Annotated in this window: 15 protein-coding genes and 2 pseudogenes; 2 read left to right on the top strand and 15 right to left on the bottom strand. The window is 42.5% G+C overall.

Features of this window, described 5'->3' with window-relative positions; genetic code table 11:
• Nucleotides 1-13 precede the first annotated feature (13 nt).
• Genes mutS through argR form a run of 3 tightly spaced genes read right to left on the bottom strand, consistent with a single transcriptional unit; the run spans nt 14 to nt 3,352 of the window.
• Nucleotides 14-2,572: a DNA mismatch repair protein MutS gene (gene mutS / locus NST05_RS00275; RefSeq protein WP_084828413.1), complete on the bottom strand. Its 2,559-nt coding sequence runs from the start codon at nt 2,570-2,572 to the stop codon at nt 14-16.
• Nucleotides 2,565-2,924 carry a YlbF family regulator gene (locus NST05_RS00280; RefSeq protein ID WP_011225277.1) on the bottom strand — a complete coding sequence of 120 codons (360 nt, stop codon included), beginning with the start codon at nt 2,922-2,924 and terminating at the stop codon, nt 2,565-2,567. The genes mutS and NST05_RS00280 overlap by 8 nt, the downstream gene beginning before the upstream one ends.
• The gene (argR, locus tag NST05_RS00285) at nt 2,924-3,352 is read right to left on the bottom strand and encodes an arginine repressor (protein WP_024704313.1); all 429 of its coding nucleotides are present in this window, start codon (nt 3,350-3,352) and stop codon (nt 2,924-2,926) included. Before argR ends, NST05_RS00280 begins: the two co-directional genes overlap by 1 nt.
• 154 nt (nt 3,353-3,506) lie before the next feature.
• Between argR and argS the strand changes: the two genes are divergently transcribed.
• The gene (gene argS / locus NST05_RS00290; RefSeq protein WP_084828412.1) at nt 3,507-5,198 is read left to right on the top strand and encodes an arginine--tRNA ligase; all 1,692 of its coding nucleotides are present in this window, start codon (nt 3,507-3,509) and stop codon (nt 5,196-5,198) included.
• An 864-nt stretch (nt 5,199-6,062) separates the two neighbouring features.
• Here argS and purB read toward each other — a convergent pair.
• The 6 genes and pseudogenes from purB to purD all read right to left on the bottom strand — a co-directional run bounded on the left by purB (nt 6,063) and on the right by purD (nt 11,999).
• Nucleotides 6,063-7,361, bottom strand: a complete 1,299-nt coding sequence (gene purB, locus NST05_RS00295; protein WP_002948159.1) for an adenylosuccinate lyase — start codon at nt 7,359-7,361, stop codon at nt 6,063-6,065.
• 278 nt (nt 7,362-7,639) lie between these two features.
• Nucleotides 7,640-7,867 carry a phosphoribosylaminoimidazole carboxylase gene (locus NST05_RS00300; protein WP_060972885.1) on the bottom strand — a complete coding sequence of 76 codons (228 nt, stop codon included), beginning with the start codon at nt 7,865-7,867 and terminating at the stop codon, nt 7,640-7,642.
• Between the two features lie 8 nt (nt 7,868-7,875).
• Nucleotides 7,876-8,788, bottom strand: a pseudogene (locus NST05_RS00305) (ketopantoate reductase family protein).
• A gap of 36 nt (nt 8,789-8,824) precedes the next feature.
• Entirely contained in the window at nt 8,825-9,916 is a 1,092-nt protein-coding gene (gene purK / locus NST05_RS00310; protein ID WP_011226736.1) for a 5-(carboxyamino)imidazole ribonucleotide synthase, read from the bottom strand.
• Nucleotides 9,903-10,391 (bottom strand): 5-(carboxyamino)imidazole ribonucleotide mutase, encoded by a 489-nt coding sequence (purE, locus tag NST05_RS00315; protein ID WP_002948169.1) that lies wholly within the window; start codon nt 10,389-10,391, stop codon nt 9,903-9,905. Before purE ends, purK begins: the two co-directional genes overlap by 14 nt.
• 345 nt (nt 10,392-10,736) lie before the next feature.
• Nucleotides 10,737-11,999, bottom strand: a complete 1,263-nt coding sequence (gene purD / locus NST05_RS00320; RefSeq protein ID WP_002948170.1) for a phosphoribosylamine--glycine ligase — start codon at nt 11,997-11,999, stop codon at nt 10,737-10,739.
• A 307-nt stretch (nt 12,000-12,306) separates the two neighbouring features.
• On the opposite strand from purD, the gene NST05_RS00325 reads away from it, so the two are divergent.
• The gene (locus tag NST05_RS00325) at nt 12,307-13,146 is read left to right on the top strand and encodes a CHAP domain-containing protein (RefSeq protein ID WP_084828411.1); all 840 of its coding nucleotides are present in this window, start codon (nt 12,307-12,309) and stop codon (nt 13,144-13,146) included.
• Nucleotides 13,147-13,252: 106 nt separating this feature from the next.
• On the opposite strand, the pseudogene NST05_RS00330 reads toward NST05_RS00325, so the two are convergent.
• The 6 genes and pseudogenes from NST05_RS00330 to NST05_RS00355 form a co-directional block, all read right to left on the bottom strand.
• Nucleotides 13,253-14,375, bottom strand: a pseudogene (locus NST05_RS00330) (IS3 family transposase).
• 172 nt (nt 14,376-14,547) lie between these two features.
• Nucleotides 14,548-16,095, bottom strand: a complete 1,548-nt coding sequence (gene purH / locus NST05_RS00335) for a bifunctional phosphoribosylaminoimidazolecarboxamide formyltransferase/IMP cyclohydrolase (protein ID WP_084828410.1) — start codon at nt 16,093-16,095, stop codon at nt 14,548-14,550.
• Nucleotides 16,096-16,163: 68 nt separating this feature from the next.
• Nucleotides 16,164-16,718 (bottom strand): phosphoribosylglycinamide formyltransferase, encoded by a 555-nt coding sequence (gene purN / locus NST05_RS00340; protein WP_084828409.1) that lies wholly within the window; start codon nt 16,716-16,718, stop codon nt 16,164-16,166.
• Nucleotides 16,718-17,740, bottom strand: coding sequence for a phosphoribosylformylglycinamidine cyclo-ligase (gene purM / locus NST05_RS00345; RefSeq protein WP_084828408.1), 1,023 nt, complete (start codon nt 17,738-17,740; stop codon nt 16,718-16,720). Before purM ends, purN begins: the two co-directional genes overlap by 1 nt.
• A 170-nt stretch (nt 17,741-17,910) precedes the next feature.
• Entirely contained in the window at nt 17,911-19,350 is a 1,440-nt protein-coding gene (gene purF / locus NST05_RS00350; protein ID WP_084828407.1) for an amidophosphoribosyltransferase, read from the bottom strand.
• A 168-nt stretch (nt 19,351-19,518) separates the two neighbouring features.
• Nucleotides 19,519-23,244 (bottom strand): phosphoribosylformylglycinamidine synthase, encoded by a 3,726-nt coding sequence (locus NST05_RS00355; RefSeq protein ID WP_084828406.1) that lies wholly within the window; start codon nt 23,242-23,244, stop codon nt 19,519-19,521.
• Nucleotides 23,245-23,250 lie beyond the last annotated feature (6 nt).

Raw genomic sequence — 23,250 nt, forward strand, 5'->3', positions numbered from 1 at the left:
CGACAAGCTTCTTTTATAGTTTCTGTTTTAAATCTGCTACAGCCATCATGACTTGCATCGGTGTCATGTTGTAAATGTCCAAATCACGCAACTCTTGAAGAACCGGATTTTCAGTAAAGTCATCAAAGAGAGAGATTTGCTCGTTGACATGCGTTTCAATGGCAGGCTTTTCTTGAGACGATACCTTTTCCTGAGGTTGGATTACAACTGTCTCTCCTTCTAATTGTGTCAATATGGTGTCAGCACGGTTCAATAAATCTGTTGGTAAACCTGCAATTTTAGCTACATGAATACCATAAGATTTATCGGCTGGACCATCGACAATTTTGTGGAGGAAAGTCACTTCGCCATCCTTTTCAAGTGTCGCAACATGGACGTTGACAAGGTGTGTCAAACTGTTTGACAGCGCAGTCAACTCATGATAATGGGTAGCAAACATGGTCTTAGCCCCAACCTTGTCATGAATAAACTCAATAATAGACTGGGCCAAAGCCATACCATCATAAGTGGCTGTCCCACGCCCCAACTCATCAAAAATAATCAAGGAATTAGGTGTCGCTCGCTTAATGGCCTGATTAGCCTCCATCATCTCAACCATGAAGGTCGACTGACCTGAAATCAGGTCATCTGCGGCACCTATACGTGTATAGATGGCGTCAAAAACAGGTAAATCAACACTATCTGCTGGTACGTAAGCCCCCATTTGAGCCATAACTACTGACAAGGCTAACTGCCGCATATAGGTAGATTTACCACTCATATTTGGTCCTGTGATGAGCTGAATATTGGTCTGACTGTCAAAGGTAATCGTATTTGGAATGTATTCCTGAACGCCCATAACCTTCTCAACCACCGCATGACGGCCCCGATCAATAGCGATACGATGCTCATCATTAAAAACAGGACGAACATAATGATTTGTCTCCGCTGTAACAGCCAAACTCTGAAGCACATCAACTGTCGCAATGACCTTAGCCAAAGACTGCAAACGGTCGATATAGCGTTCAACTTGCTCACGGACACGCATGAAAATATCATACTCTAGGGTTGACGATTTTTCACGCGCTTCTAGCATTTCACCTTCAATCTTAGCCAACTCAGCAGTTCCAAAACGCTCCGAATTTTTCAGTGTCGCCTTACGGAAGAAATGGTCAGGAACCAAGCTAAGGTTAGAGTTGGTCACATGGAAGTAATAACCATCTTTACGGTTATAATCAATTTTTAGTGTTGTAATACCAGACGCTTCACGTTCTTTGGCTTCGATATCCGCAATCCATGACGTCCCCTCGCTCATCACTTTGCGATACTTGTCCAAGGTATCATCAAAACCATCACGGATAATACCACCTTCTGTAATTGTTGCTGGAGCATCAGGATCAATAGCCGAACGAATCAAACTCTCTAATTCTGGCAAAGCATCTAACTCTTGTAAAAGACCTGACAAGGCATCGTCATTAAAGGACTCCAAGATTGCCTTAATGACCGGAACCTGAGCTAAGGTATGACCTAGCTGAATTAAATCTTTAGGATTAGCCTTGCCAAAGGAAACACGACTGGCCAGACGCTCAATATCGTAAACACCTTTTAGACTCTCGGTCAAGTCACTACGCTCAAAGAAATTGTCCAAGAAAACTTGGATAATATTCTGACGCTCTATGATGGTGGCTTGATTCACTAAAGGCCGATCAATCCAAGTTCGCAAGAGACGCATTCCCATGGCTGTCTTGGTTTCATCCAAGAGCCAGAAAAGAGAACCGTGTTTCTTGCCCGTTCTAGCATTTTCCAGTAAATCCAAGCTTGACTTGGTCGCATAGGACATCTGCAAGTAATCCTTTATCTCATAGTGCTGAGCTTTTTGTAAATGACTGAGCTCACGCATCTGAGTGCGATGAACATACTGGAGAAGTTTACTTGCCACACTGCTTTCCAAATCTGTCAAGCTATTACCAATCAAGTGAACATCATCGTAACCTTCTGTTTCCTTGGAGAGAAGTAGGTTAAGTTGGTTCACTAAAATTTGTTCGTCAGTTTCAAGTAGATCATATCCAACCACTACTTCACGTGCCTTAAGGTTCTGAATTTCACTACAAACTGAACTAAAATCATCCAACTCTGTCGCAAAAAATTCACCCGTTGACACATCCATATAGGAAAGACCAAAACGACTTCCAACCTTGTCAATGGCCACCAAGAAATTGTTGGCACTATCAGGTTTAGAGCTGTCAACCACTGTACCTGGTGTGATAACCTGAACAACCTCACGCTTCACCACACCGACAGCCTGCTTAGGATCCTCCATCTGCTCAGCAATGGCTACCTTGTAGCCCATCTCAACCAAAACATCAATGTATGCTTGAGCTGAATGATAAGGCACACCTGCCATAGGAATGGGATTATCTGCATTCTTATTACGGCTAGTTAGGCTAATTTCCAAAATCTGGGCAGCCTTGACAGCATCATCGTAAAATAATTCGTAAAAATCCCCCATCCGAAACAGCAAAAAAGCATCTGGATAATTTTTCTTGATATCCAAATACTGCTGCATTCCTGGAGATATTTTTTCCTTAGCCATGTCTTAACTCCTCGTTAATCCTTTCTTCGATAGACTTGGTCACATATTGAATCAAGTCACTGGCATCTTGCATCTTTTGACGGTAATCCTGAACAATGGGCAAATTTTCCAACTCATGCTGAATTAAATCTGCCTGCTCACCAGCCTCCTCATAGGCACGTTGTTTCTCGATCTTTTGAAAAAGAACCGCTTCTTGTTGATAGGCCTTCATCTGTCCAGCCAGATCGCTGATCTGAGGAATCTGTCCAATAGATTCCTCAGCCTCTTGAAAAGCAAGAACCGCCTCATGGTGTTTGAGGAGGTCAATTAACTCTTCTTTGGCTTTTTGGAAATCCTGATGAGGAGTGTTCATCAGTGAAACTCACTTTCCAATCTTTCAGCAACCACTGCGTCCTTACAGATTACCAATAGGGTATCTGCGCCAGCAACGGTTCCTAAAATTTCAGGATTTTCATCACTATCAATTATGTTTGCCAAGACATCTGCTTCACCCAATTCTGTATGGAGAACCAGCATAAACTGAGCACGGGAAACTGATTTAACATAGTCCTTAACCGTAGGATCCAAACTTGGAAGCACATGCTCAGACAAACTATAGTAAAGTTTACCTTCCTCATCACGAAGCTTCAACAGGCCAATCTCACGTAAATCACGTGACAAGGTAGCTTGGGTAACCGTGATACCTTCCGCCTCTAGGCGTTGCTTAATTTCCTCTTGTGTCCCAATCTTATCTCTTGAAATCATCTGTTTGATAACAGCTTGACGATCTCTCTTCATTATCTTTCCTCTTTTTATGTATATTCCTTGCATATTATAACAAAATTTTTGTATTTTTTCATGGAATACTTCTTAAGAGATACTTTCTTGTCTCTACCCTATTAACTAAAATAATGGTAAAATAGATTTGAATGACAAGATTTGAAATGGAGTACCTATGAATACTAAAGAACTCATTGCAGCAGAAATTGCTAAAGTTGTTCCTGAGTTGGAACAAGAAAACATTCAAAATCTGCTTGAAACCCCTAAAAATGCTGACATGGGAGACCTCGCCTTTCCTGCCTTCTCATTGGCAAAAGTCTTGCGCAAGGCTCCTCAAATGATTGCAGCAGACATCGCTGAAAAAATTGATGCCTCAAACTTTGAAAAAGTTGAAGCTGTTGGTCCTTATATTAACATCTTCCTCGATAAATCAAAAATTTCAGCGGACGTTCTTGGACAAGTCATCGCTCAAGGTAGCCACTACGCTGACCAAAACATCGGTAACGGACGTAATATTGCCTTTGATATGTCTAGTCCTAACATCGCCAAACCTTTCTCTATCGGTCACTTGCGTTCAACGGTTATCGCTGATGCTCTTGCCAACATCGTAGCTAAACAAGGTTACAAACCAGTCCGCATCAATCACTTGGGCGACTGGGGTAAACAATTTGGTATGCTTATTGTTGCCTATAAGAAATGGGGTAGCGAGGAAGCTGTCAAAGCCAATCCTATCAATGAACTCCTTCAACTTTATGTGCGTATCAATGCCGAAGCTGAAGAAGACCCATCTGTAGACGAAGAAGCTCGTGAATGGTTCCGTAAATTGGAAGCTGGTGATGAGGAAGCAACTGCCCTCTGGCAATGGTTCCGTGACGAAAGCTTAGTGGAATTCAACCGTCTCTACGATGAACTTGGTGTTTCATTTGATAGCTACAATGGTGAAGCTTTCTACAATGATAAGATGGATGAAGTCGTAGACATTTTGACAGAGAAAGGACTTCTCCAAGAATCTCAAGGTGCCCAAGTGGTTAACCTTGAAAAATACGGTATCGAACACCCAGCCCTCATCAAAAAATCAGATGGTGCAACACTCTACATCACACGTGACTTGGCTGCTGCCCTCTACCGTAAACGTACTTATGATTTTGCCAAAGCCATCTATGTAGTTGGTAATGAACAATCTGCCCACTTCAAACAGTTGAAAGCTGTTCTTAAAGAAATGGGCTACAACTGGTCTGACGACATGACTCACGTTGCCTTTGGTCTTGTAACTAAGAACGGTAAGAAATTGTCGACTCGTAAAGGTAACGTTATCTTGCTTGAGCCAACTATCGCTGAGGCTGTTAACCGTGCCCAAGCTCAAATCGAAGCTAAGAATCCCAACTTACCTAACAAGGAAGCTATTGCTCACGCTGTTGGTGTTGGAGCTATCAAGTTCTACGACCTTAAAACAGACCGCATGAATGGTTATGACTTTGATCTTGATGCTATGGTATCTTTCGAAGGGGAAACTGGACCTTACGTTCAATATGCACACGCTCGTATCCAATCTATCTTGCGCAAGGCTAACTTCACGCCATCTGCAGATGCTACATACAGCTTAAACGACGTTGAAAGCTGGGAAATCATCAAACTCTTACAAGACTTCCCACGTATCATCAACCGTGCATCAGACAACTTTGAACCATCTATCGTTGCTAAATTTGCTATCAGCTTGGCTCAAGCCTTTAACAAATACTATGCGCACACACGTATCTTGGACGAAAGCCCAGAACGTGACAGCCGTTTGGCTCTTTGCTACGCAACAGCAACAGTCCTCAAAGAAGCCCTTCGCCTTCTCGGTGTTGAATCTCCAGACGAAATGTAATCTATACTTAAAACGCCTAAGGGCGTTTTTTAGTAACCAAAAAAAGAACCCAACACATCATGTTGAGCTCTTTTGGAGATTATGAAAAAGAAAAGTTCGTTGTTCTACAAAAAGTGTAAGCCAACGAGACTTACTGAAAAGTGTTCAGTAAAAGTTATTTAGGGGATTTACAGTATAACCTCCCTACCTTAAAGAAACCTTAAATCGCAGCACAAAAAAAACCTAAGGGATTTTCACAGCAGTCCAAAGACCACTGAAAAGATACGATTGTACAGGCTTCCCAACCTAATCTTCAAAGGTGACCGCTTGTCCAATAGAACCTTTATATAACTATATCACCTTTTTCTAGAAGGGTTTTCAAGTGTTTTCTTAAAATATCCTAATAAAACATCAAAAAGAAGAAAAAAGCCTAGATTGCTAGACTTTCTTCGGGGAAATTTGTTATGAAAAAATTATGTTCACCTTCTAGCTCACAAAAGCTAGCTGCTTTACTAGGATGGTTATAATATATCTTAATGAACTTAAAGGTTACTTAAAATATTATTCTCTTTCATCACTTTTTAAAACGATAAGCAAAATAAGTAATAGTAAGCACCCATTAGGAATATCCATATCTAAAAACCAAGAAGGAACTTTGATACTTCCTAAATCATTCATAATCCGGATGATATTATAAGCAAGGCTTACTATTAAGAGACTAAGTTCCGGCAAACAGTTAAATCGTCCTTTTAAGAATGATAACTCCTCCTTCCTGACAGTTTTCTTGCGATGACCCTATTGTAAAGCAAAAAAGAGAACAAAAATAGTGACATAGATATCACCATAAAAAAGCAGGGCGGTCCTGCTTTCTCTTATTCATATAAATCAGTCACCCAAACCGATGCGTTCGAAGATTTCATCAACACGTTTAGTATAATAAACTGGGTTGAAGATTTCGTCGATTTCTTCTTGAGTGAGGCGAGAAGTTACCTCTGGATCTGCTTCAAGAAGTGGTTTAAAGTCTACTTGGTTATCCCATGATTGAGCTGTCTTAGGTTGAACAAGGTCGTAAGCTTGTTCACGCGTCATGCCTTTTTCAATCAAGGTAAGCATAGCACGTTGACTGAAGATAAGACCAAATGTGGAGTTCATGTTGCGGATCATGTTTTCTGGGAAGACTGTCAAGTTCTTAACGATGTTTCCAAAACGGTTAAGCATGTAGTCAATCAAGATGGTTGTGTCTGGTGCGATGATACGCTCAGCTGATGAGTGAGAGATATCGCGTTCGTGCCAAAGAGCTACGTTTTCATAAGCTGTTACCATGTGACCACGGATGACACGTGCAAGACCTGTCATGTTTTCAGAACCAATAGGGTTACGTTTGTGAGGCATTGCTGAGGATCCTTTTTGACCTTTAGCAAAGAACTCTTCCACTTCACGTTGTTCAGATTTTTGAAGACCACGAATTTCAGTTGCCATACGCTCGATAGAAGTTGCGATGCTGGCCAGAACTGCAAAGTACTCAGCGTGAAGGTCACGAGGAAGCACCTGTGTAGAGATTTCTTGAGCACGGATACCAAGCTTGTCGCAGACGTACTTTTCAACAAATGGTGGGATGTTGGCAAAGTTACCAACCGCACCAGAAATTTTACCAGCTTCCACACCAGCAGCCGCATGCTCGAAACGCTCGATATTACGCTTCATTTCGCTGTACCAAGTCGCTAATTTAAGACCAAAAGTTGTAGGCTCAGCGTGCACACCGTGCGTACGACCCATCATAATCGTAAACTTGTGTTCCTTCGCTTTGTCAGCGATGATATTAAGGAAGTTTTCAAGATCCTTGCGGATAATATCGTTGGCTTGTTTGTAGAGGTAACCATAGGCAGTATCTACCACGTCAGTAGACGTCAAACCATAGTGAACCCACTTACGCTCTTCGCCAAGAGTTTCAGAAACCGCACGTGTGAAAGCAACCACATCGTGACGAGTTTGCTGCTCGATTTCCAAAATACGGTCGATGTCAAAGTCCGCCTTTTCACGAATCAAAGCCACATCTTCCTTAGGGATTTCCCCCAACTCAGCCCATGCTTCGTCAGCCAAGATTTCCACCTCAAGCCAAGCACGGTATTTATTTTCTTCAGTCCAAATGTTCGCCATTTCTGGGCGAGAGTAACGTTCGATCATAATTAAGATATTAAGGGCGTTAAGCGGACACAGTCAAAATAGGAGTTTAGACGAAGAAGCGTCAGCTTCTAGGAAAAACTATCTTTTCGACCAAGTCCGTAGCCCGTATTCAGTTTTAGTGAATACGAGTGCCCTTGTTCCTTTCTTTTTTTGTTTATTTTATTCTATCAAAGATTGGACGTTTAGCTCATCTTAATCGAATCCTATGTCCGCTTCTTTTTAGTTTTACGTGCAATATTCTTTTGATGTTTCACATCAATTAACAACCGACAGTCGGTTTATTCAAATTCTTCTTTCCCAATCCACACTGACGGATAGTGATCTAGTGTATTCAAATCCGTATCCATCGGCAAATCATAGATAGCTAAATAGTTTTCAGGATATTGAGCAATCAACTCTTCATACTTAGCTCTCACTTTTTCGTGATTGCTACTAGCATACAAGACTTCAACGACTGCCCCCGTCTTATCTTTTTCAACAAATGCATTAACGATGAGTTGAATCATAAAACCTCCTAAAGTGAAATTCCCTTCATATTTGCTTCCAGAATGGGCATCTTCACACCTAACTCCTGACCGGTTTGATAAACACTTTGACAACAATAGAAGATGTCCTGTTTATCATTGTGTAAGGTCATAATTTTTCGGGTCAGCTCATTTTTTGCAAACATGATTTTCATGGCTTTTCCAGCAATCCATGCGGGAATTTTGTACGGCAAGAGCTCAGCTTTGTAAAGCTTCAAATTTACGCCACGCGCTTCTACGACTTTCAAAGCTTCTCGAATGGTCTTGATGACTAATGATAATTCCGAAGAACTATTCATCAAGTTCAGAGCCAGCTGTTCTGGATTTTCCAGATTCCCCGAACGTGCAGCTGTCGAAGTGACACCTGCGTTAATCGCCATGTGAATCCAAATCCACTCGACCATATCATGAGGCACTTCCCACTTTAAATCTGCAGAAGTCAGTAAAGCCGTCAAATCAGTATAGTTAGAAATGTGTGCTTTTTTGCTCACCTTCTAGCATTAAATGGTCGAACAAGACCCCATCCAAATGGTCATCCTGCATCTGGCCTCCAGCAGTTGGAAAAGCTAGAATATAAACGTAGTCTCCTGCCCACTCCTCTACCTCTTTTCGAGTATCCCAGAAATTACAGAAGAAAACAAGGGTGCCTTTGACATTATTTTTTCGCAAGATTTCCACAGTTTCTTTGACAAAGCCATGACTCACACTCAGAAAAATAAAATCGTATTCTGAATGAGCTTTCGCCACATGTACCTCATAGGTGTCATGTTTGTTTTCACCCTTGGAATGATAGTGACCATCTAGCAGGTCAACCGAGAGAGATTTTTGAGCATTGTTTCGCTTACTCTCTCAATACATGTTCTACTTGGGGGCCAGCTTTTTGAAAGGCGTAGCATAAGTCATTCCAATGACTTCGAGTCCTAGAATTGCTATTTTTACCTAAAAATCAATTCCTTTCCCAAACTCAACCACATTATCTGGCTCATTACTAAACAAAGTCACATGACCCATCTTTCGGTTGTGCTTCGCTTCTAGTTTACCATACATGTGGAGGTGGGCGCTTGGATTTTCTGTGACATAACGCTCAGCTGCTTCGACGTGTTGGCCGAGGACGTTGAGCATAACAGCAGGTTCATGGAGGTTGATTGCTGGAAGTGGTGCTCCGAGAACGCCCAAGATATGTGTGTCAAATTGTGAAAAGTCGCAGGCTTCGATTGAGTAGTGCCCTGAATTGTGTGGGCGTGGCGCAATTTCGTTGACAATGATGTCATCAGCTGTCGCAAACATTTCTACACAAAGGGTACCAGAGAGGTTAAGTTGCTCAGCAATCTTCACAGCAATAGCTTTAGCTCTGTCTGCTAGTCTATCAGAAATACGAGCTGGAACGATAGTCTTAGAGAGGATGTTGTTGCGGTGGATATTTTCCTGAACTGGGAAAACCGTCACATCCTTGCCGTTACCTGACACGATAACCGAAATTTCAAGGTCGAAGTTGACGAACTCTTCCAAGACACACTCAGCTGAGTTAGCAAGTGCATTTGCCTCTTCCAAATCTTCGGCTGATGTGATGACTTTTTGACCGTGGCCATCGTAACCACCTGTCGCAGTCTTGAGGACGTAATTTTTAGAAAGATCAATATCTTCCAAATCAAGGCTAGAGGTCACGACCTTGTAAGGTGCCACCGTTACTTGAGCCTTGTTTGAAAGGAAGTCCTTCTCAAAGATACGGTTTTGTGAAATGCGAAGCAGTTCTGTTCCTTGTGGAAGTTGTCCATCCTTGATGACAGCGTCAAGACCGTCAGCGTCGACATTCTCAAATTCATAAGTGAGAACATCACAGCAGTCCGCCAACTGACGAAGAGCATCTACGTCATCGTAGGGTGCCGCGATAACCTCAGACACACGAGAAGATGGACAATCTGATGCAGGATCAAGGGTGATAACCTTGTGGCCCATATAGATAGCAGAAATGGCCATCATCTGACCAAGCTGGCCACCACCGATGATACCAATGGTTTTAGTTGAGCTCATTTGTAGACTCCTCTGCGATTTTTCCTTGTTCTTCAGCAAAGTTAGCAAGTGCCTCTGCAATAGCCTTGTCTTCTACCGAGAGAAGACGAAGGGCAAAGAGGGCTGCGTTGGTCGCACCTGCTTCACCGATCGCCATAGTTGCGACTGGTACTCCACCTGGCATCTGAACGATGGAATAAAGTGAATCCACACCGCTAAGAGCACGAGATTTGACAGGCACGCCAATGACTGGAAGGGTAGTTTTAGCTGCTACCATCCCTGGCAAGTGAGCTGCGCCACCCGCACCAGCGATGATAACCTTGATGCCACGGCTACGAGCTTCTTCGGCATGCTTGAACATGAGGTCCGGTGTACGGTGTGCAGAAACAACTTTCTTTTCGTAAACGACACCGAAGTTATTGAGGACTTCAGCGGCTTTTTGCATGGTTGCCCAGTCGGATTTTGAGCCCATGATGATGGAAATTACTGGTTTCATATTAAGATACAAAGGGACGATTCGCTTGCGAAAACTCCCGTAGAAAAATAGGGAAACTAACGACGACGTTACGTCTAGGCAGTTTTATCTTTTTTCCTAGGGATTTAGTCCCGTGTTCGGTTAGGAAAACTAACTGAACATTCCCTTTCTTATATTATTTCTTTTTTGATAATGGTCTTAGGTGGTGGGGACGGAAGCAAACCTTCGGTTTCATCCCTAAACTTTTAGCCTAGGGTCTCAAAGTTCCCTCGACCAGAACAGGATCTGTTCTGGTCTTTTCACCACGGTAACCATTATCTTAGTTTGGCTCGCTTTCGCTCGCCTTTTACAACCTACGGTCACTTATTATTTGTTAGCCTTGCTACCGATATCTGTACGGTAGAACAAGCCTTCTGTGTTTTGGTTGTTGAGTTCGCTGTAGATGATATTTTGACCATCTTTGACGGTGTCTGCTGTTGTGACCAGCATGTAGACACGTCCGCCGTTTGAAAGGAGGTCTTGGCCATTTTCAGCGAATTTAGCACCTGCATAGTAAGTGACGATGTCGCCCTCTGTCTTGGCTGGAAGCTTGACGCCTTTCTCATAAGCGAGTGGGTAACCGTTTGATGCTACAACCACACCAAGTGTCACACCCTTGTCGGTCCAAGTGATTGCTGGCTTTTTGCCATCCAAAATGTCAGTGATATTTTGCGCAAAATCAGATGTCAAACGAGGCAAGATGATTTGCGTTTCAGGATCACCAAAGCGAGAGTTGAACTCGATGACTTTAGGGCCGTCAGCTGTCAAGATAAGACCAGCGTAAAGGACACCAGTGTAGGGACGACCTTCTTTGATCATGCCTTCAAGAACCGGCTTGACAATAGTGTCAACCGCTGTGTCAACCACACTCTGTGGCAAGTGAGGAACTGGCGCATAGGCACCCATCCCACCAGTGTTAGGTCCCTTGTCACCATCATAAGCACGTTTGTGGTCTTGAGCCGTTGGCATAATGTAGAATTTGTCCCCATTGACAAAGGCAAAGAGAGAGAACTCTTCCCCATCCAGGAATTCCTCGATGACCACACGCGCACCTGAGTCACCGAATTTATTGTCCAAAAGCATCTCGTGAGTGGCTTCTACTGCTTGCTCAACTGTTTCAGCAACGACGACACCTTTACCTAGGGCCAAGCCGTCTGCCTTGACGACGATTGGAGCGCCTTTTTCCTCAATATAGGCTTTAGCTTCCTCGAAATCTGAAAATGTGCCATAGGCTGCTGTTGGAACATCATATTTGACCATGATTTCCTTAGCAAAATCCTTAGACCACTCAAGTTCAGCCGCAGCCTTGGTCGGACCAAAGGCTTTGAGTCCTGCCGCATTGAAATCATCCACGATACCAGCCGCAAGGGCATCGTCTGGACCGATAAAGGTCCAAGCAATATCGTTCGCTTTTGCGAAGTCAATAAGCTTAGAATGTTCGGAAATTCCGATATTGATCAAATCAAGACCGTCCAATGTCATCCCATCATTACCAGGAGCCACGAAAACCTGCTCAACGTCCTTAGACTCCAATAATTTCTTGGCAATCGCATGTTCACGACCGCCAGAACCAACAACCAAAAGTTTCATTTGAAAGATACCTCAATATCAAATAAGACTAGGGGCAAATGCCCGTTAACGACCATCATTCGGAAAAATTAGTTATTTTCACGAATTATATGTAAACATTATAACATATTTGTTCGGAGATATGGGTGTGTAGCCAAATTTGAACATAAAAAAGGCGACCACTTGGACCGCCTCTTAGGAGATTATGAAAATGAAAAAAGTTATTTAGGATTAATGATAGTATAGTCTAAATAGCTTAAGAGAGACTTAAATTCAAAAATCATCTTCATTTTCCTGAAAAACTGCGAATAGGTAGGTGGAGGTTGAAATGAAGAAAAAATTACTAAATTATCTCATACTGCTAGCTTGTCTAGCGACTGTTTCGGTTTCGTGCAGCGGCTCTGCTCAGGCAGCTGTCCTCGGAGATGACTACCCTTTTTCTTGGAAATATGGTGGCTTCGGCGTGGACCCTTGGACTATGTACTGGCGTCAGTGTACTTCCTTTGCGGCCTACCGCCTTAGCAACACCAATGGATTCACCTTACCTATAGGTTATGGAAATGCCATCACTTGGGGTAATATCGCACGTGCGAATGGCCACCGTGTTGACATGAATCCTGCCGTAGGGAGCATCGCCTGGTTCTCAGCTGGTGTTAATGGAGCTGGGCACATGGGGCATGTCGCTTGGGTTGCAGAAGTACATGGTGATCAGGTAACTATTGAAGAATACAACTACGATGCGGGTCAGGGGCCTGAGAAATATCACAAACGTAGCTTCCATAAGAGTCAAGTGTCTGGATATATCCATTTTAAAGACCTCGAATCAGGAACTCAAAATGGAAATCCTACTAATTCTTCTATAAAAGCTGGCGATTCAGTCCGATTCACAGGTACCTTCCGTGTCACCTCTGTGTCAGGAAATACCATCACCAGCCAAGATTTAGCTGGAGGTACACCAACCAAACACAATATCGTTGACCCTAGCCCCGTTCTTGAAGTTGATGCACAAGGTAATCCAACATCAGACCAGTCCCTCAATCCTGGTGAGACCTTTACTATTCCAGGTAACTTCAAAGTTCTTGCCATTGACCCACCTAGCGATGGCATCCTCGTCCAAATCGGAAATCTCAAGACTTGGGTAACCCAATCTGTCCTTGAAAAGATTTAAATTTATTGAACAATCGTGAGAACGGTTGTTTTTTAATACACTGAAAAAAAAAAAAACCAGCGGATGCTGAGCTCTTGTACTGACCCCAAAAAGTTAGACAACTAATTTATTCAAAGGATTTAGTTCTGTATTGCACAGGACTGAGTACTTTTAATTTTACCTTAATGCGTTTGTTGTTGTAATAATCAATATAGTCTACAATAGCTTGTTCCAATTGCTCAAGTGAGTGAAACGTCTTCTCGTAACCATAAAACATCTCAGACTTAAGAATACCAAAGAAGGATCCCATCATGCCATTGTCTGGACGATTCCCCTTACGTGACATTGACGGTTGGGGGTCCCTTTATCCTCTAAAAATTGATGATAATACTGATGTTGGTATTGCCAACCTTGGTCACTAAGGTTATCTGCTTTCTTGCCAACTTCTCCTTGGTATGAAGAATACTTGCGTTTACGACGAATTTGGGAACTTAAACCAAGGAGCTTCATCAGACGTTGGACCTTTTTCTGGTTCACTACAAAACCACGATTCCTCAATTCAAGAGTTATTCGACGATATCCGTAATTTCCCTTATGTTCATCATAAATGGCTTGAATTTCCACTTTGATAGATTGATTTTTATCTACTTGATTCAGTTGCTTTAAGTGGTAATAATAGGTTGAACGAGCAAGTTTGATAATGTTTAGAAGGATATCTAAAGGAAACTCTGTTACCAATCCTTGAACAATTTCTGTTTTTCTTCTTGCTCTTTTTCGTCCCTCAATCGGAGTTATCTCAACTTTTTTAGAATAGCATTCTCCGCTCTCAGGTACTCATTTTCTGCTTGAAGACGTTCTAACTCTGTCATCTCTTCGGGTTTCTTCTTTGGTTTACGCCCCATTTTAGGTACTCTCCCTCCTCTTTTCTCAAGAAGAGTATACCCATTTTTCTTATATTGTGCTATCCAATTAGGCAACATTCCACCACTTGGAAGACAATAATCAAGACTTACACTTTTTTGTGAACGACCTTCAAGTAGCACTTTATCAATCATTTCTTGTTTTAATTCTGGTGAATCGTAACGATGCTTACCTTTCTTGATAATTTCTATTCCGTAACGTTCAATCAATCTCGTCATATATCTTAATCCAGAAGCACCCACACCAAATCGTTTTGAAAGTTGGTTGAAGGTTTGACCTTGCTTTCTCAATTCATATATTTGAACTTTATCTTCATAAGTTAATTTCATAATAAAAACACCCCAAAAGTTAGATTTTTCTGTCTAACTTTTGGGGTACAGTTCATTTTAGGAGATTTATGAAAAAAAAGTTTTTTAGGATGACCTTAGTATAGCTTGGATAGCTTAAAGAAAGCTTAAGGCATCTTAAAAACATCCAATTACTTAGATGCTTCGTAATTTTTTAATGACGGAAGTGACGAACGCCTGTAAAGATCATCGTTAATCCATATTTATCAGCTGCTTCGATAGACTCTTGGTCACGTACTGAGCCACCTGGTTGGATAATAGCCTTGATACCTGCTTTGGCGATTTCTTCCACGTTATCTGCAAATGGGAAGAAGGCATCTGAAGCAAGAACAGCACCGTCAAGACGCCCTTTGGCTTGGTCAATAGCGATACGGACGGAAGCCACACGGTTAGTTTGGCCAGGGCCAACACCAAGTGTCATGTGGTCGTTAGTCACGATGATACCATTTGATTTGACGTACTTGACGGCTTTCCAAGCAAACTCAAGAGCTGTCGCTTCTGTATCAGTTGGTTGGCGTTTAGTAACCACTTGCCAGTCAGCTGGACTTTCTTTAACAACGTCTTGGTTTTGAACAAGGAGACCTCCAACAACACCAGTGTATTCCGCTTCCACTCCACTAGCATCTTGAGCATCAAATGGCAACTCAAGGATACGTAAATTTTTCTTCTTGGTAGTCAAAATTTCAATCGCTTCATCTGTATAGCTTGGTGCAATAATGATTTCAAGGAAGACACCATGCATTTTCTTAGCTGTCTCAGCATTCACTTCACGGTTAAGAACTACAATACCACCGAAGATTGACACTGGGTCAGCTTCATAAGCGTAGTCCCAAGCTGTTTCGATGTCATCAGCTTGACCGATACCACATGGGTTCATGTGTTTGAGAGCCACAACTGTTGGACGGTCTTTGAAATCACGGATGATACGGATAGCGGCATCAGCGTCACGGATATTGTTGAATGACAATTCTTTACCGTTAAGCTGTTTTGCTGAAGCAATTGAGTAAGCCGTTGGCAAACCTTTTTGGTAGAAGTCTGCGTCTTGTTGAGGGTTTTCACCGTAACGCATTGGTTGCTTAAGGTCATAAGTCAAAGTGAGTTTTTCAGGTTTTGTTTCACCCACTTGAGCTGTGAAGTATTCCGCAATCAAAGCATCATATGAAGCTGTGTGACGGTATACTTTCGCTGCCAAACGTTGGCGAGTTTCGTAACTTGTTTCACCGTTTGCTGACAATTCGTCAAGCACAACCACATAGTCAGCAGGGTCTACCACAACTGTTACGCTAGCATGGTTTTTAGCTGCTGAACGAAGCATTGATGGACCACCGATATCGATGTTTTCAACTGCGTCAGCGTAAGTCACGTCTGGTTTGAGAATGGTTTCCTTGAATGGATAAAGGTTTACCACAACAAGGTCAATCAATTCGATATTATTGTCCTTAGCCGCTTGAAGGTGGCTATCGAGGTCACGACGAGCGAGGAGACCACCGTGGATATTTGGGTGAAGGGTCTTAACACGTCCGTCCATCATTTCTGGGAAACCAGTCACATCGTCGATGGCGATAGTGTCTACCCCAGCATTGTCAAGGGCAACTTTAGTACCACCTGTTGAGATGATGTCCCAACCTAGTTTTTTGAGTTCTTGGGCAAATTCAACGATGCCCGCTTTATCTGAGACACTAATTAGTGCGCGTTTAGTCATTTTATTTTCCTTTTTTAGAGTTCTTTCTCTGCTACAGTCGAAAATTTTCATTCAACTCTAGCACTTCCTCATTTTCTCGCTACTCCCAAACTATCCAATACTTCTGGATAGAGCTTGTACTCTGTTTCGTGGATGCGAGTCTCGAAAGTATCAAGGGTATCACCTTCAAGGCGTGGGACACGGACTTGTTTGATGACCTTACCGGTATCAACGCCAGAATCCACCCAGTGAATAGTCACGCCAGACTGGTCAACACCTGCATTCCAAGCATCCTCAATGCCATGAGCTCCCGGAAATTCAGGAAGATAAGCCGGGTGAATATTGATGATACGGCCTTCATAAGCTGCTAGCAAGGTTGGACCGACGATTTTCATATAACCGGCCAAACAAACCAAGTCAATCTGGTGTTCATCCAAGAGTTTGACGATGGCTTCTTCATAAGCTGCTTTATTGTCAAATTCCTTGAGTTCAAAGGCATGGCTAGCCACGCCTAGATTTTTGGCACGTTCTAAGACATAGGCATCACGGTGATCTGAAAAGACAAATTCTACTGGAAATTGTTCCGCAATCACCTGGAAGTTTGAGCCGTTGCCAGAGGCAAATACAGCAATCCTTTTAGCCATTATTTAATCACCACACTTGCGCCATCCTTCTTCACAATTCGACCGATTTCATAAACAGGTTCGTCAAGAAGTTCTTTGACACGTTCCACATTTTCTGGTTTCACCGCAAGCATGAGACCAATACCCATGTTGAAGATTTCAAACATTTCTTCATGTTTGATTTCACCATATTTTTCAAGAGCTTTGAAAATTGGAAGTACTGGGACCTTGCTTTCGTCAATCTCAGCAGCCAAGTCATCTGAGAACATACGTGGTACATTTTCGATGAAACCACCACCTGTGATGTGGGCAATACCGTTAACCAATTCTTCTTTAATCAATGGCAAAGCTGCTTTGACATAGATACGAGTTGGTTCAAGAAGAACGTCTTTAAGTTTTTGCCCTTCAAGTTCTGGGAGGACTTCTTCACCTGTGTAATCAGCAAAAACACGACGAACGAGTGAGTAACCATTTGAGTGGATACCGCTTGAGGCAAGTCCAAGAAGCACATCACCTTCGGCTACTTTTGAACCGTCGATGATTTGTGATTTTTCAGCGACACCTACTGCGAAACCAGCCAAGTCATAGTCGTCTTCGCCATACATACCAGGCATCTCAGCAGTCTCACCACCAATGAGGGCCACACCAGATTGCACACAACCCTCAGCCACACCAGCAACGACTTGTTCCAACTTAGCTGGTTCATTTTTACCAGTTGCTACGTAGTCAAGGAAGTAAAGGGGCTCAGCACCTGCAGCGATAATATCGTTAACACACATAGCCACACAGTCTTGACCGATAGTATCGTGTTTATCGTACTTGATAGCAAGCATGAGTTTAGTACCGACACCATCTGTACCTGAAATCAAAACGGGCTCTTTGACACCTGTTTTTGAAAGGTCAAACATACCACCGAAGCCACCGAGAGCTCCCATGACACCTGCACGCTCTGTACGGGCAACATGTTTTTTGATACGTTCAACAACTTCATAACCTGCTTCAACGTCCACACCCGATTGGGCATACGCATTTTTATTTGTCATTTGTTTATTCCTTTTCTTTTTTCGAGAAAAATACTAGTCAGGTCTCCAGCTTTGACTCCATAGGGCAAAGCGTCTACTGACAAATGCTTTAGCTTTTAGTCAGTAGTTAGACGTGGAGCGTAAGCATTTTTAGACATAATTTTTTACTCTTTTTTCCTTCTAGACTACTCTTAATAGAAAGAAGTGTGTTCTTTCAAACTTTCCAAATAGCGTTCTTCGTAGTCATACAATGGTGTTGGATATTCACCATCAAAGTAAGCCACACAAAGGCCACCGTTTGGTGCATCTGTGTCAATTCCAATAGAATCAATCAAGCCATCGATTGACAAGTAAGTCAAGCTATCCGCACCAATGATTTCGCGTGTTTCCTCAACTGTATGATTGGCCGCAATCAATTCCTTACGTGTTTGAATATCGATACCGTAGAAACATGGATAGGCAAGGGCTGGACTACCGATTGCTACGTGAACCTCTGTTGCTCCTGCTTCTTTTAGCAAATTAACGATACGACGTGAGGTTGTCCCACGTACAATAGAGTCGTCAATCATAACCACACGTTTGCCTTTAACAACACCTGATACGGCAGAGAGTTTCATACGAACTCCTTGCTCACGCAATTCTTGTGTTGGTTGGATAAAGGTACGTTGGGTGTATTGGTTTTTTATCAAGCCCATTTCATTTGGCAAGCCTGATTCTTCTGCAAATCCCATGGCTGCACTAAGTGATGAATTAGGCACACCAACGACAATATCTGCTTCATGTTTGAACTCACGTGCTAATTGAGCACCCATACGTTTACGAGCTGTATGGACATTGACCCCTCGGATATTTGAATCAGGACGGGCAAAGTAGATATACTCCATTGAGCAAACAGCCAATTGAGTGTCCGTTGTATAGTTATCGTAAGTGATGCCGTTATCATCGATGATAACAACTTCACCTGGATTTACATCGCGAATCCACTCTGCTCCAACTACTTCAAAGGCACAGGTTTCAGATGAAACCACGATAGCTCCATTGGCCATCTTACCAATAGAAAGGGGACGAAAACCATTTGGATCCAAGGCTGCAATTAGCTTGTCCTCAAGCATGAGGAGGTAAGCAAATCCACCTTTAACAGTATTCAAAGCTTCTTTCACCTTGCCCATAAAGGATGGGTTGTGGCTATGACGAATCAAGTGAGCTAAGATTTCTGAATCAGAAGTTGAGCTAAAAATGGCCCCATTCTTCTCCAACTCACGTCTTAGTGACACTGCATTAGTCAAATTCCCATTATGAGCAAGACCAAGCTGTCCATCGTGAAACTTAAACATGAATGGTTGAATATTGTCTACAGAAGCCTCACCGGCAGTCGCATAACGAACATGACCAATAGCAGCCTTACCAGTCAGCTTGTCTAAGTTGGCTGGATCACGGAAAACTTCTGAGAGAAGCCCCATATCACGATGACGCTTCAATTGACCCGCATCATTTGAGAGAATTCCTGCCCCCTCTTGGCCACGGTGTTGAAGACTATAAAGTCCGAAATAAGTTAATTTGGCAGCATCTGGGTGACCCCAAATTCCAAAAATACCACATTCTTCATTAAGAGATTTAACTTCGTATGTCATTTTATATACCTTTTATTTGTGATATTTTTCTTAGGTAACACGAACGAGTATAGCTATTTCTAGCGTCTCATTCTTCCAATTTGATCTCGATTTTACAAAATTCTCCAGTTCTCTAAGAATATCGCTACAGCGAAAAATATCATTACTGAGTGCGCTAAACTCGCTCTATTATTTTCCAGTGAAGTATTTAACCGCTGACGCAAAGAGGTGCTGTTCTTTATTTCCTGGAATATTTTTGAAGAGACCATCTTCGAAACGTTCTGAGTGTCCCATCTTACCAATAATTTGACCGTTCTTGCTTGTGATACCTTCAATAGCATTGACAGAACCATTTGGATTATATTTAGAATCCATGCTAGGTTTTCCTTCAAAGTCAACATATTGGCTAAAGATTTGACCATTATCGCGAAGCTCCGCAAATTCTTCAGTCGTCACGACAAATTTACCTTCACCGTGTGATACTGGGATGGCATGGATGTCACCAACTTTCACTCCAGCAAGCCAAGGTGAGTTAGTATTGGCAATACGTGTTTCAACCATCTTAGCCACGTGTTGGTTGGCATCATTGTAGAAGAGGGTTGGACTAGTACTGCTTGCATCTTCAAAGTTACCGTATGGAAGGAGACCTGATTTGACAAGAGCTTGGAACCCGTTACAGATACCGATGATTAAACCACCACGTTCGATGAAGCTATCAATAGCTGCACGCACTTTTTCATTGAGCAAGATGTTAACGATAAATTTAGCTGCTCCATCTGGTTCATCCGCTGCTGAGAAGCCACCTGCAAGGAAGATAATGTTAGCTTTTTCGATATTGTCAACCATGGTGACAACAGACTTGACAATCGCTTCTTCATTCAATGTTACAAATGGGACTAAGTTGACTTTGGCACCTTCTTTTTCAAAGGCCTTAGCAGAGTCATACTCAGAGTTAGTACCTGGGAATACTGGGATGTAAACCACTGGTTTCTCAACTACTTCTTTAGCTTTTATAACAGTATCTGACGTCACAGCAGGTACTTCTTCTAACTCAGTTGCTTGTGCAAATTCAGTTGGGTAAACCTCTTCCAATTTACCTTGAAAGGCACTGTCAAGTTTATGTCCATCAAGCGTTACACCATTGACAGCAAGTGTAAAGTCAGCTACTGTTTGTCCAATCTTGCCAACACTTGCAATCTCTTCCGGAGATGTGAAGATGAATCCTCCCAATTGAGCTGTTAATGCAGTCCCCAGATTTTCAAGGGTTACAGTCGCCCCGATATGGTTCCCAAACGTTGCAAGTGCAAGAGCTTCAATGACACCACCATATTTGACAGCTGATGCAGCTGTCACTTTGTGATCAGCTTGGATAGCTTCAAACTGAGCAAAGTTAGACTTGATGAGATCAAAATCAATCTCTTGGGCCAAAGCTTGACCTGGGATGTAGTAGATATTTTCACCAGCAGCCTTAAATTCTGGAGAAAGGACCTTACGACTGTCTGCTGTTGTCACCCCAAAAGCAACCAAGGTTGGTGGTACTGTCAATTCTTCAAAGGTGCCTGACATAGAGTCCTTACCACCAATAGATGGTAAACCAAGTTGAATCTGAGCTTCGATTGATCCAAGAAGAGCTGATACTGGTTGACCAAAACGCTCTGCTTTTTTATCCATACGCTCGAAGTATTCTTGGTAAGAGAAACGAGCCTTAGACCAGTTTGCACCAGCAGCAACCAAACGAGCTGTTGCTTCGATGACTGCATATGCAGCACCATGATATGGAGACCATTCTGCGATGTATGGGTTAAATCCTTGGGCTATGACAGAGGCAGTTGTTGTCACGCCATATTGGACTGGCAATTTCTGAACAGAAGCTTCAGTTGGAGTAATTTGGTATCGACCACCAAGTGGGTGATTGACTGTTGAACGACCAACCGAGCTATCAAACATAGTTTGTAAACCTTTTTGACTTGCATGGTTAAGGTCAGCCAAAACTTCAAGCGTATCTGCTTCAAGGGTTTCAGCAGAGGTTTTGCGTTCTTCTGGAAGCTTGACATCCTTGTCAACCACCTTAACATCTACTACTGTACGCACACCATTTGTATCAAGGAAACGACGTTCCAAATCAACAATTGTTTTACCATTCCAGTGCATGACGAGATTTGGTTTTTCAGTCACGGTTGCAACGACAACTGCATCAATATTTTCTTTGTTACATTCAGCAACGAAGATATCTACATCTTCTGGACGAACCACCACAGCCATACGTTCTTGAGATTCAGAGATGGCAATTTCGGTACCGTTCAAACCTTGGTATTTCAATGGCACTTTGTCTAGATCAATTTCAAGACCATCTGCCAATTCACCGATAGCCACACAGACACCACCAGCACCAAAGTCATTGGATTTTTTGATAAGACGTGTTACTTCACCATTGCGGAAAAGACGTTGAATCTTACGTTCTTCGATAGCATTACCTTTTTGAACCTCAGCACCAGCTGTTTCAACTGATTCAACCGTTTGAACTTTTGAAGAACCTGTCGCACCACCGACACCGTCGCGTCCAGTCTTACCACCGAGCAAGATAATCACATCTCCAGCTTCAGGTTTTTCACGGACAACATTCTCCTTAGGAGCTGCACCGACAACTGCACCTAACTCCATACGCTTGGCAACGAAACCTGGGTGGAAGTATTCACGAACATAAGTTGTTGCAAGACCAATTTGGTTACCATATGAAGAATAACCATGAGCCGCTTTTTTAGAAATGACTTGTTGCGGCAATTTTCCAGCACGTGTTTCAGCGATTGGTGTTGTAATATCACCGGCACCTGAAATACGCATAGCTTGGTAAACGTATGAACGACCTGACAATGGGTCACGAATGGCACCACCAATACAAGTAGCCGCTCCACCAAATGGTTCGATTTCCGTTGGGTGGTTATGAGTTTCGTTCTTGAACATAAGAAGCCATGGTTCTTTGACACCATTGACATCTACTTCAATTTCAACTGAGCAGGCATTGATTTCGTCAGAAACTTCCATGTCATCCAAACGGCCATTGGCACGCTCATAACGACCAAAAATAGTCGCCATATCCATTAAGGTTTGAGGTTTTTCTGCACGTCCCAACTCATCACGCATGGCAATATATTTGTCATAAGTTGCTTGCAATTGTTTTTGGAATTTAGAAGCTGAGAAGTCGATGTTTTTCAACTCAGTCTCGAAAGTTGTGTGGCGGCAGTGGTCAGACCAGTAAGTATCCAAAACCTTAAGTTCAGTCTCAGTTGGCACACGTCCAATTGACTTGAAGTAATCTTGAATGAAGAGCAGGTCATCCACTTCCATGGCCAATCCTTGATTTGCCTTATACTGTGCAAAATCTTCTGCTGTATAAGTTTCAAAGAAATCCAAGTTTGGAATCGTTTTGTCAGACTCAGAGAAATCCTGTTTAGCAATACCAACAGTGATATCTTTGAAACGAGAGTCCACTGGGTTCAATAGATAATTTTTAACAGCTTCCAATTCATTAGCAGCAATGTCCTTGTTAACCAAGTACAATTGAGCAGTATTAACCGTTACATCACTTGAGCTACCAAGCAAAAGCAAAGCTTCTTGTGAAGATGCTGCACGTTGATCAAATTGACCAGGCAAGCTTTCGATAGCAAAGAAAGCATACTTCTCAAGGTCAGTCTTAACTGTAGCTTCATCCAAAACAGTATCGGTCACTTGCTCAGAAAAGATATATTTTTCCGCACGGGCAAACAAATCCTCTGCCAAATTAAAGACATCGTAAACTTGTACAATACGAAGATCATTCAAGGTTTTCAACTGAATATTATGCTGTAATTCTTTTAATAAAGAGCGAGATTTCACACGAAAATCAGCTTTTTTCTCAACAAAAATACGTTTATCCATTTTATT

This window comes from Streptococcus sp. FSL E2-3494 (assembly GCF_038007085.1).
GTDB lineage: Bacteria > Bacillota > Bacilli > Lactobacillales > Streptococcaceae > Streptococcus > Streptococcus thermophilus.

What these genes read in the sequence shown, in the direction of transcription:
- NST05_RS00280 (WP_011225277.1), bottom strand. Translation starts at nt 2,924, where the DNA reads ATGAACACTCCTCATCAGGATTTCCAAAAAGCCAAAGAAGAGTTAATT.
- purD (WP_002948170.1), bottom strand. Translation starts at nt 11,999, where the DNA reads ATGAAACTTTTGGTTGTTGGTTCTGGCGGTCGTGAACATGCGATTGCC.
- argS (WP_084828412.1), top strand. Translation starts at nt 3,507, where the DNA reads ATGAATACTAAAGAACTCATTGCAGCAGAAATTGCTAAAGTTGTTCCT.
- purB (WP_002948159.1), bottom strand. Translation starts at nt 7,361, where the DNA reads ATGATCGAACGTTACTCTCGCCCAGAAATGGCGAACATTTGGACTGAA.
- purN (WP_084828409.1), bottom strand. Translation starts at nt 16,718, where the DNA reads ATGGCTAAAAGGATTGCTGTATTTGCCTCTGGCAACGGCTCAAACTTC.
- NST05_RS00355 (WP_084828406.1), bottom strand. Translation starts at nt 23,244, where the DNA reads ATGGATAAACGTATTTTTGTTGAGAAAAAAGCTGATTTTCGTGTGAAA.
- purF (WP_084828407.1), bottom strand. Translation starts at nt 19,350, where the DNA reads ATGACATACGAAGTTAAATCTCTTAATGAAGAATGTGGTATTTTTGGA.
- purM (WP_084828408.1), bottom strand. Translation starts at nt 17,740, where the DNA reads ATGACAAATAAAAATGCGTATGCCCAATCGGGTGTGGACGTTGAAGCA.
- purE (WP_002948169.1), bottom strand. Translation starts at nt 10,391, where the DNA reads ATGAAACCAGTAATTTCCATCATCATGGGCTCAAAATCCGACTGGGCA.
- mutS (WP_084828413.1), bottom strand. Translation starts at nt 2,572, where the DNA reads ATGGCTAAGGAAAAAATATCTCCAGGAATGCAGCAGTATTTGGATATC.
- NST05_RS00300 (WP_060972885.1), bottom strand. Translation starts at nt 7,867, where the DNA reads ATGATTCAACTCATCGTTAATGCATTTGTTGAAAAAGATAAGACGGGG.
- purH (WP_084828410.1), bottom strand. Translation starts at nt 16,095, where the DNA reads ATGACTAAACGCGCACTAATTAGTGTCTCAGATAAAGCGGGCATCGTT.
- purK (WP_011226736.1), bottom strand. Translation starts at nt 9,916, where the DNA reads ATGAGCTCAACTAAAACCATTGGTATCATCGGTGGTGGCCAGCTTGGT.
- NST05_RS00325 (WP_084828411.1), top strand. Translation starts at nt 12,307, where the DNA reads ATGAAGAAAAAATTACTAAATTATCTCATACTGCTAGCTTGTCTAGCG.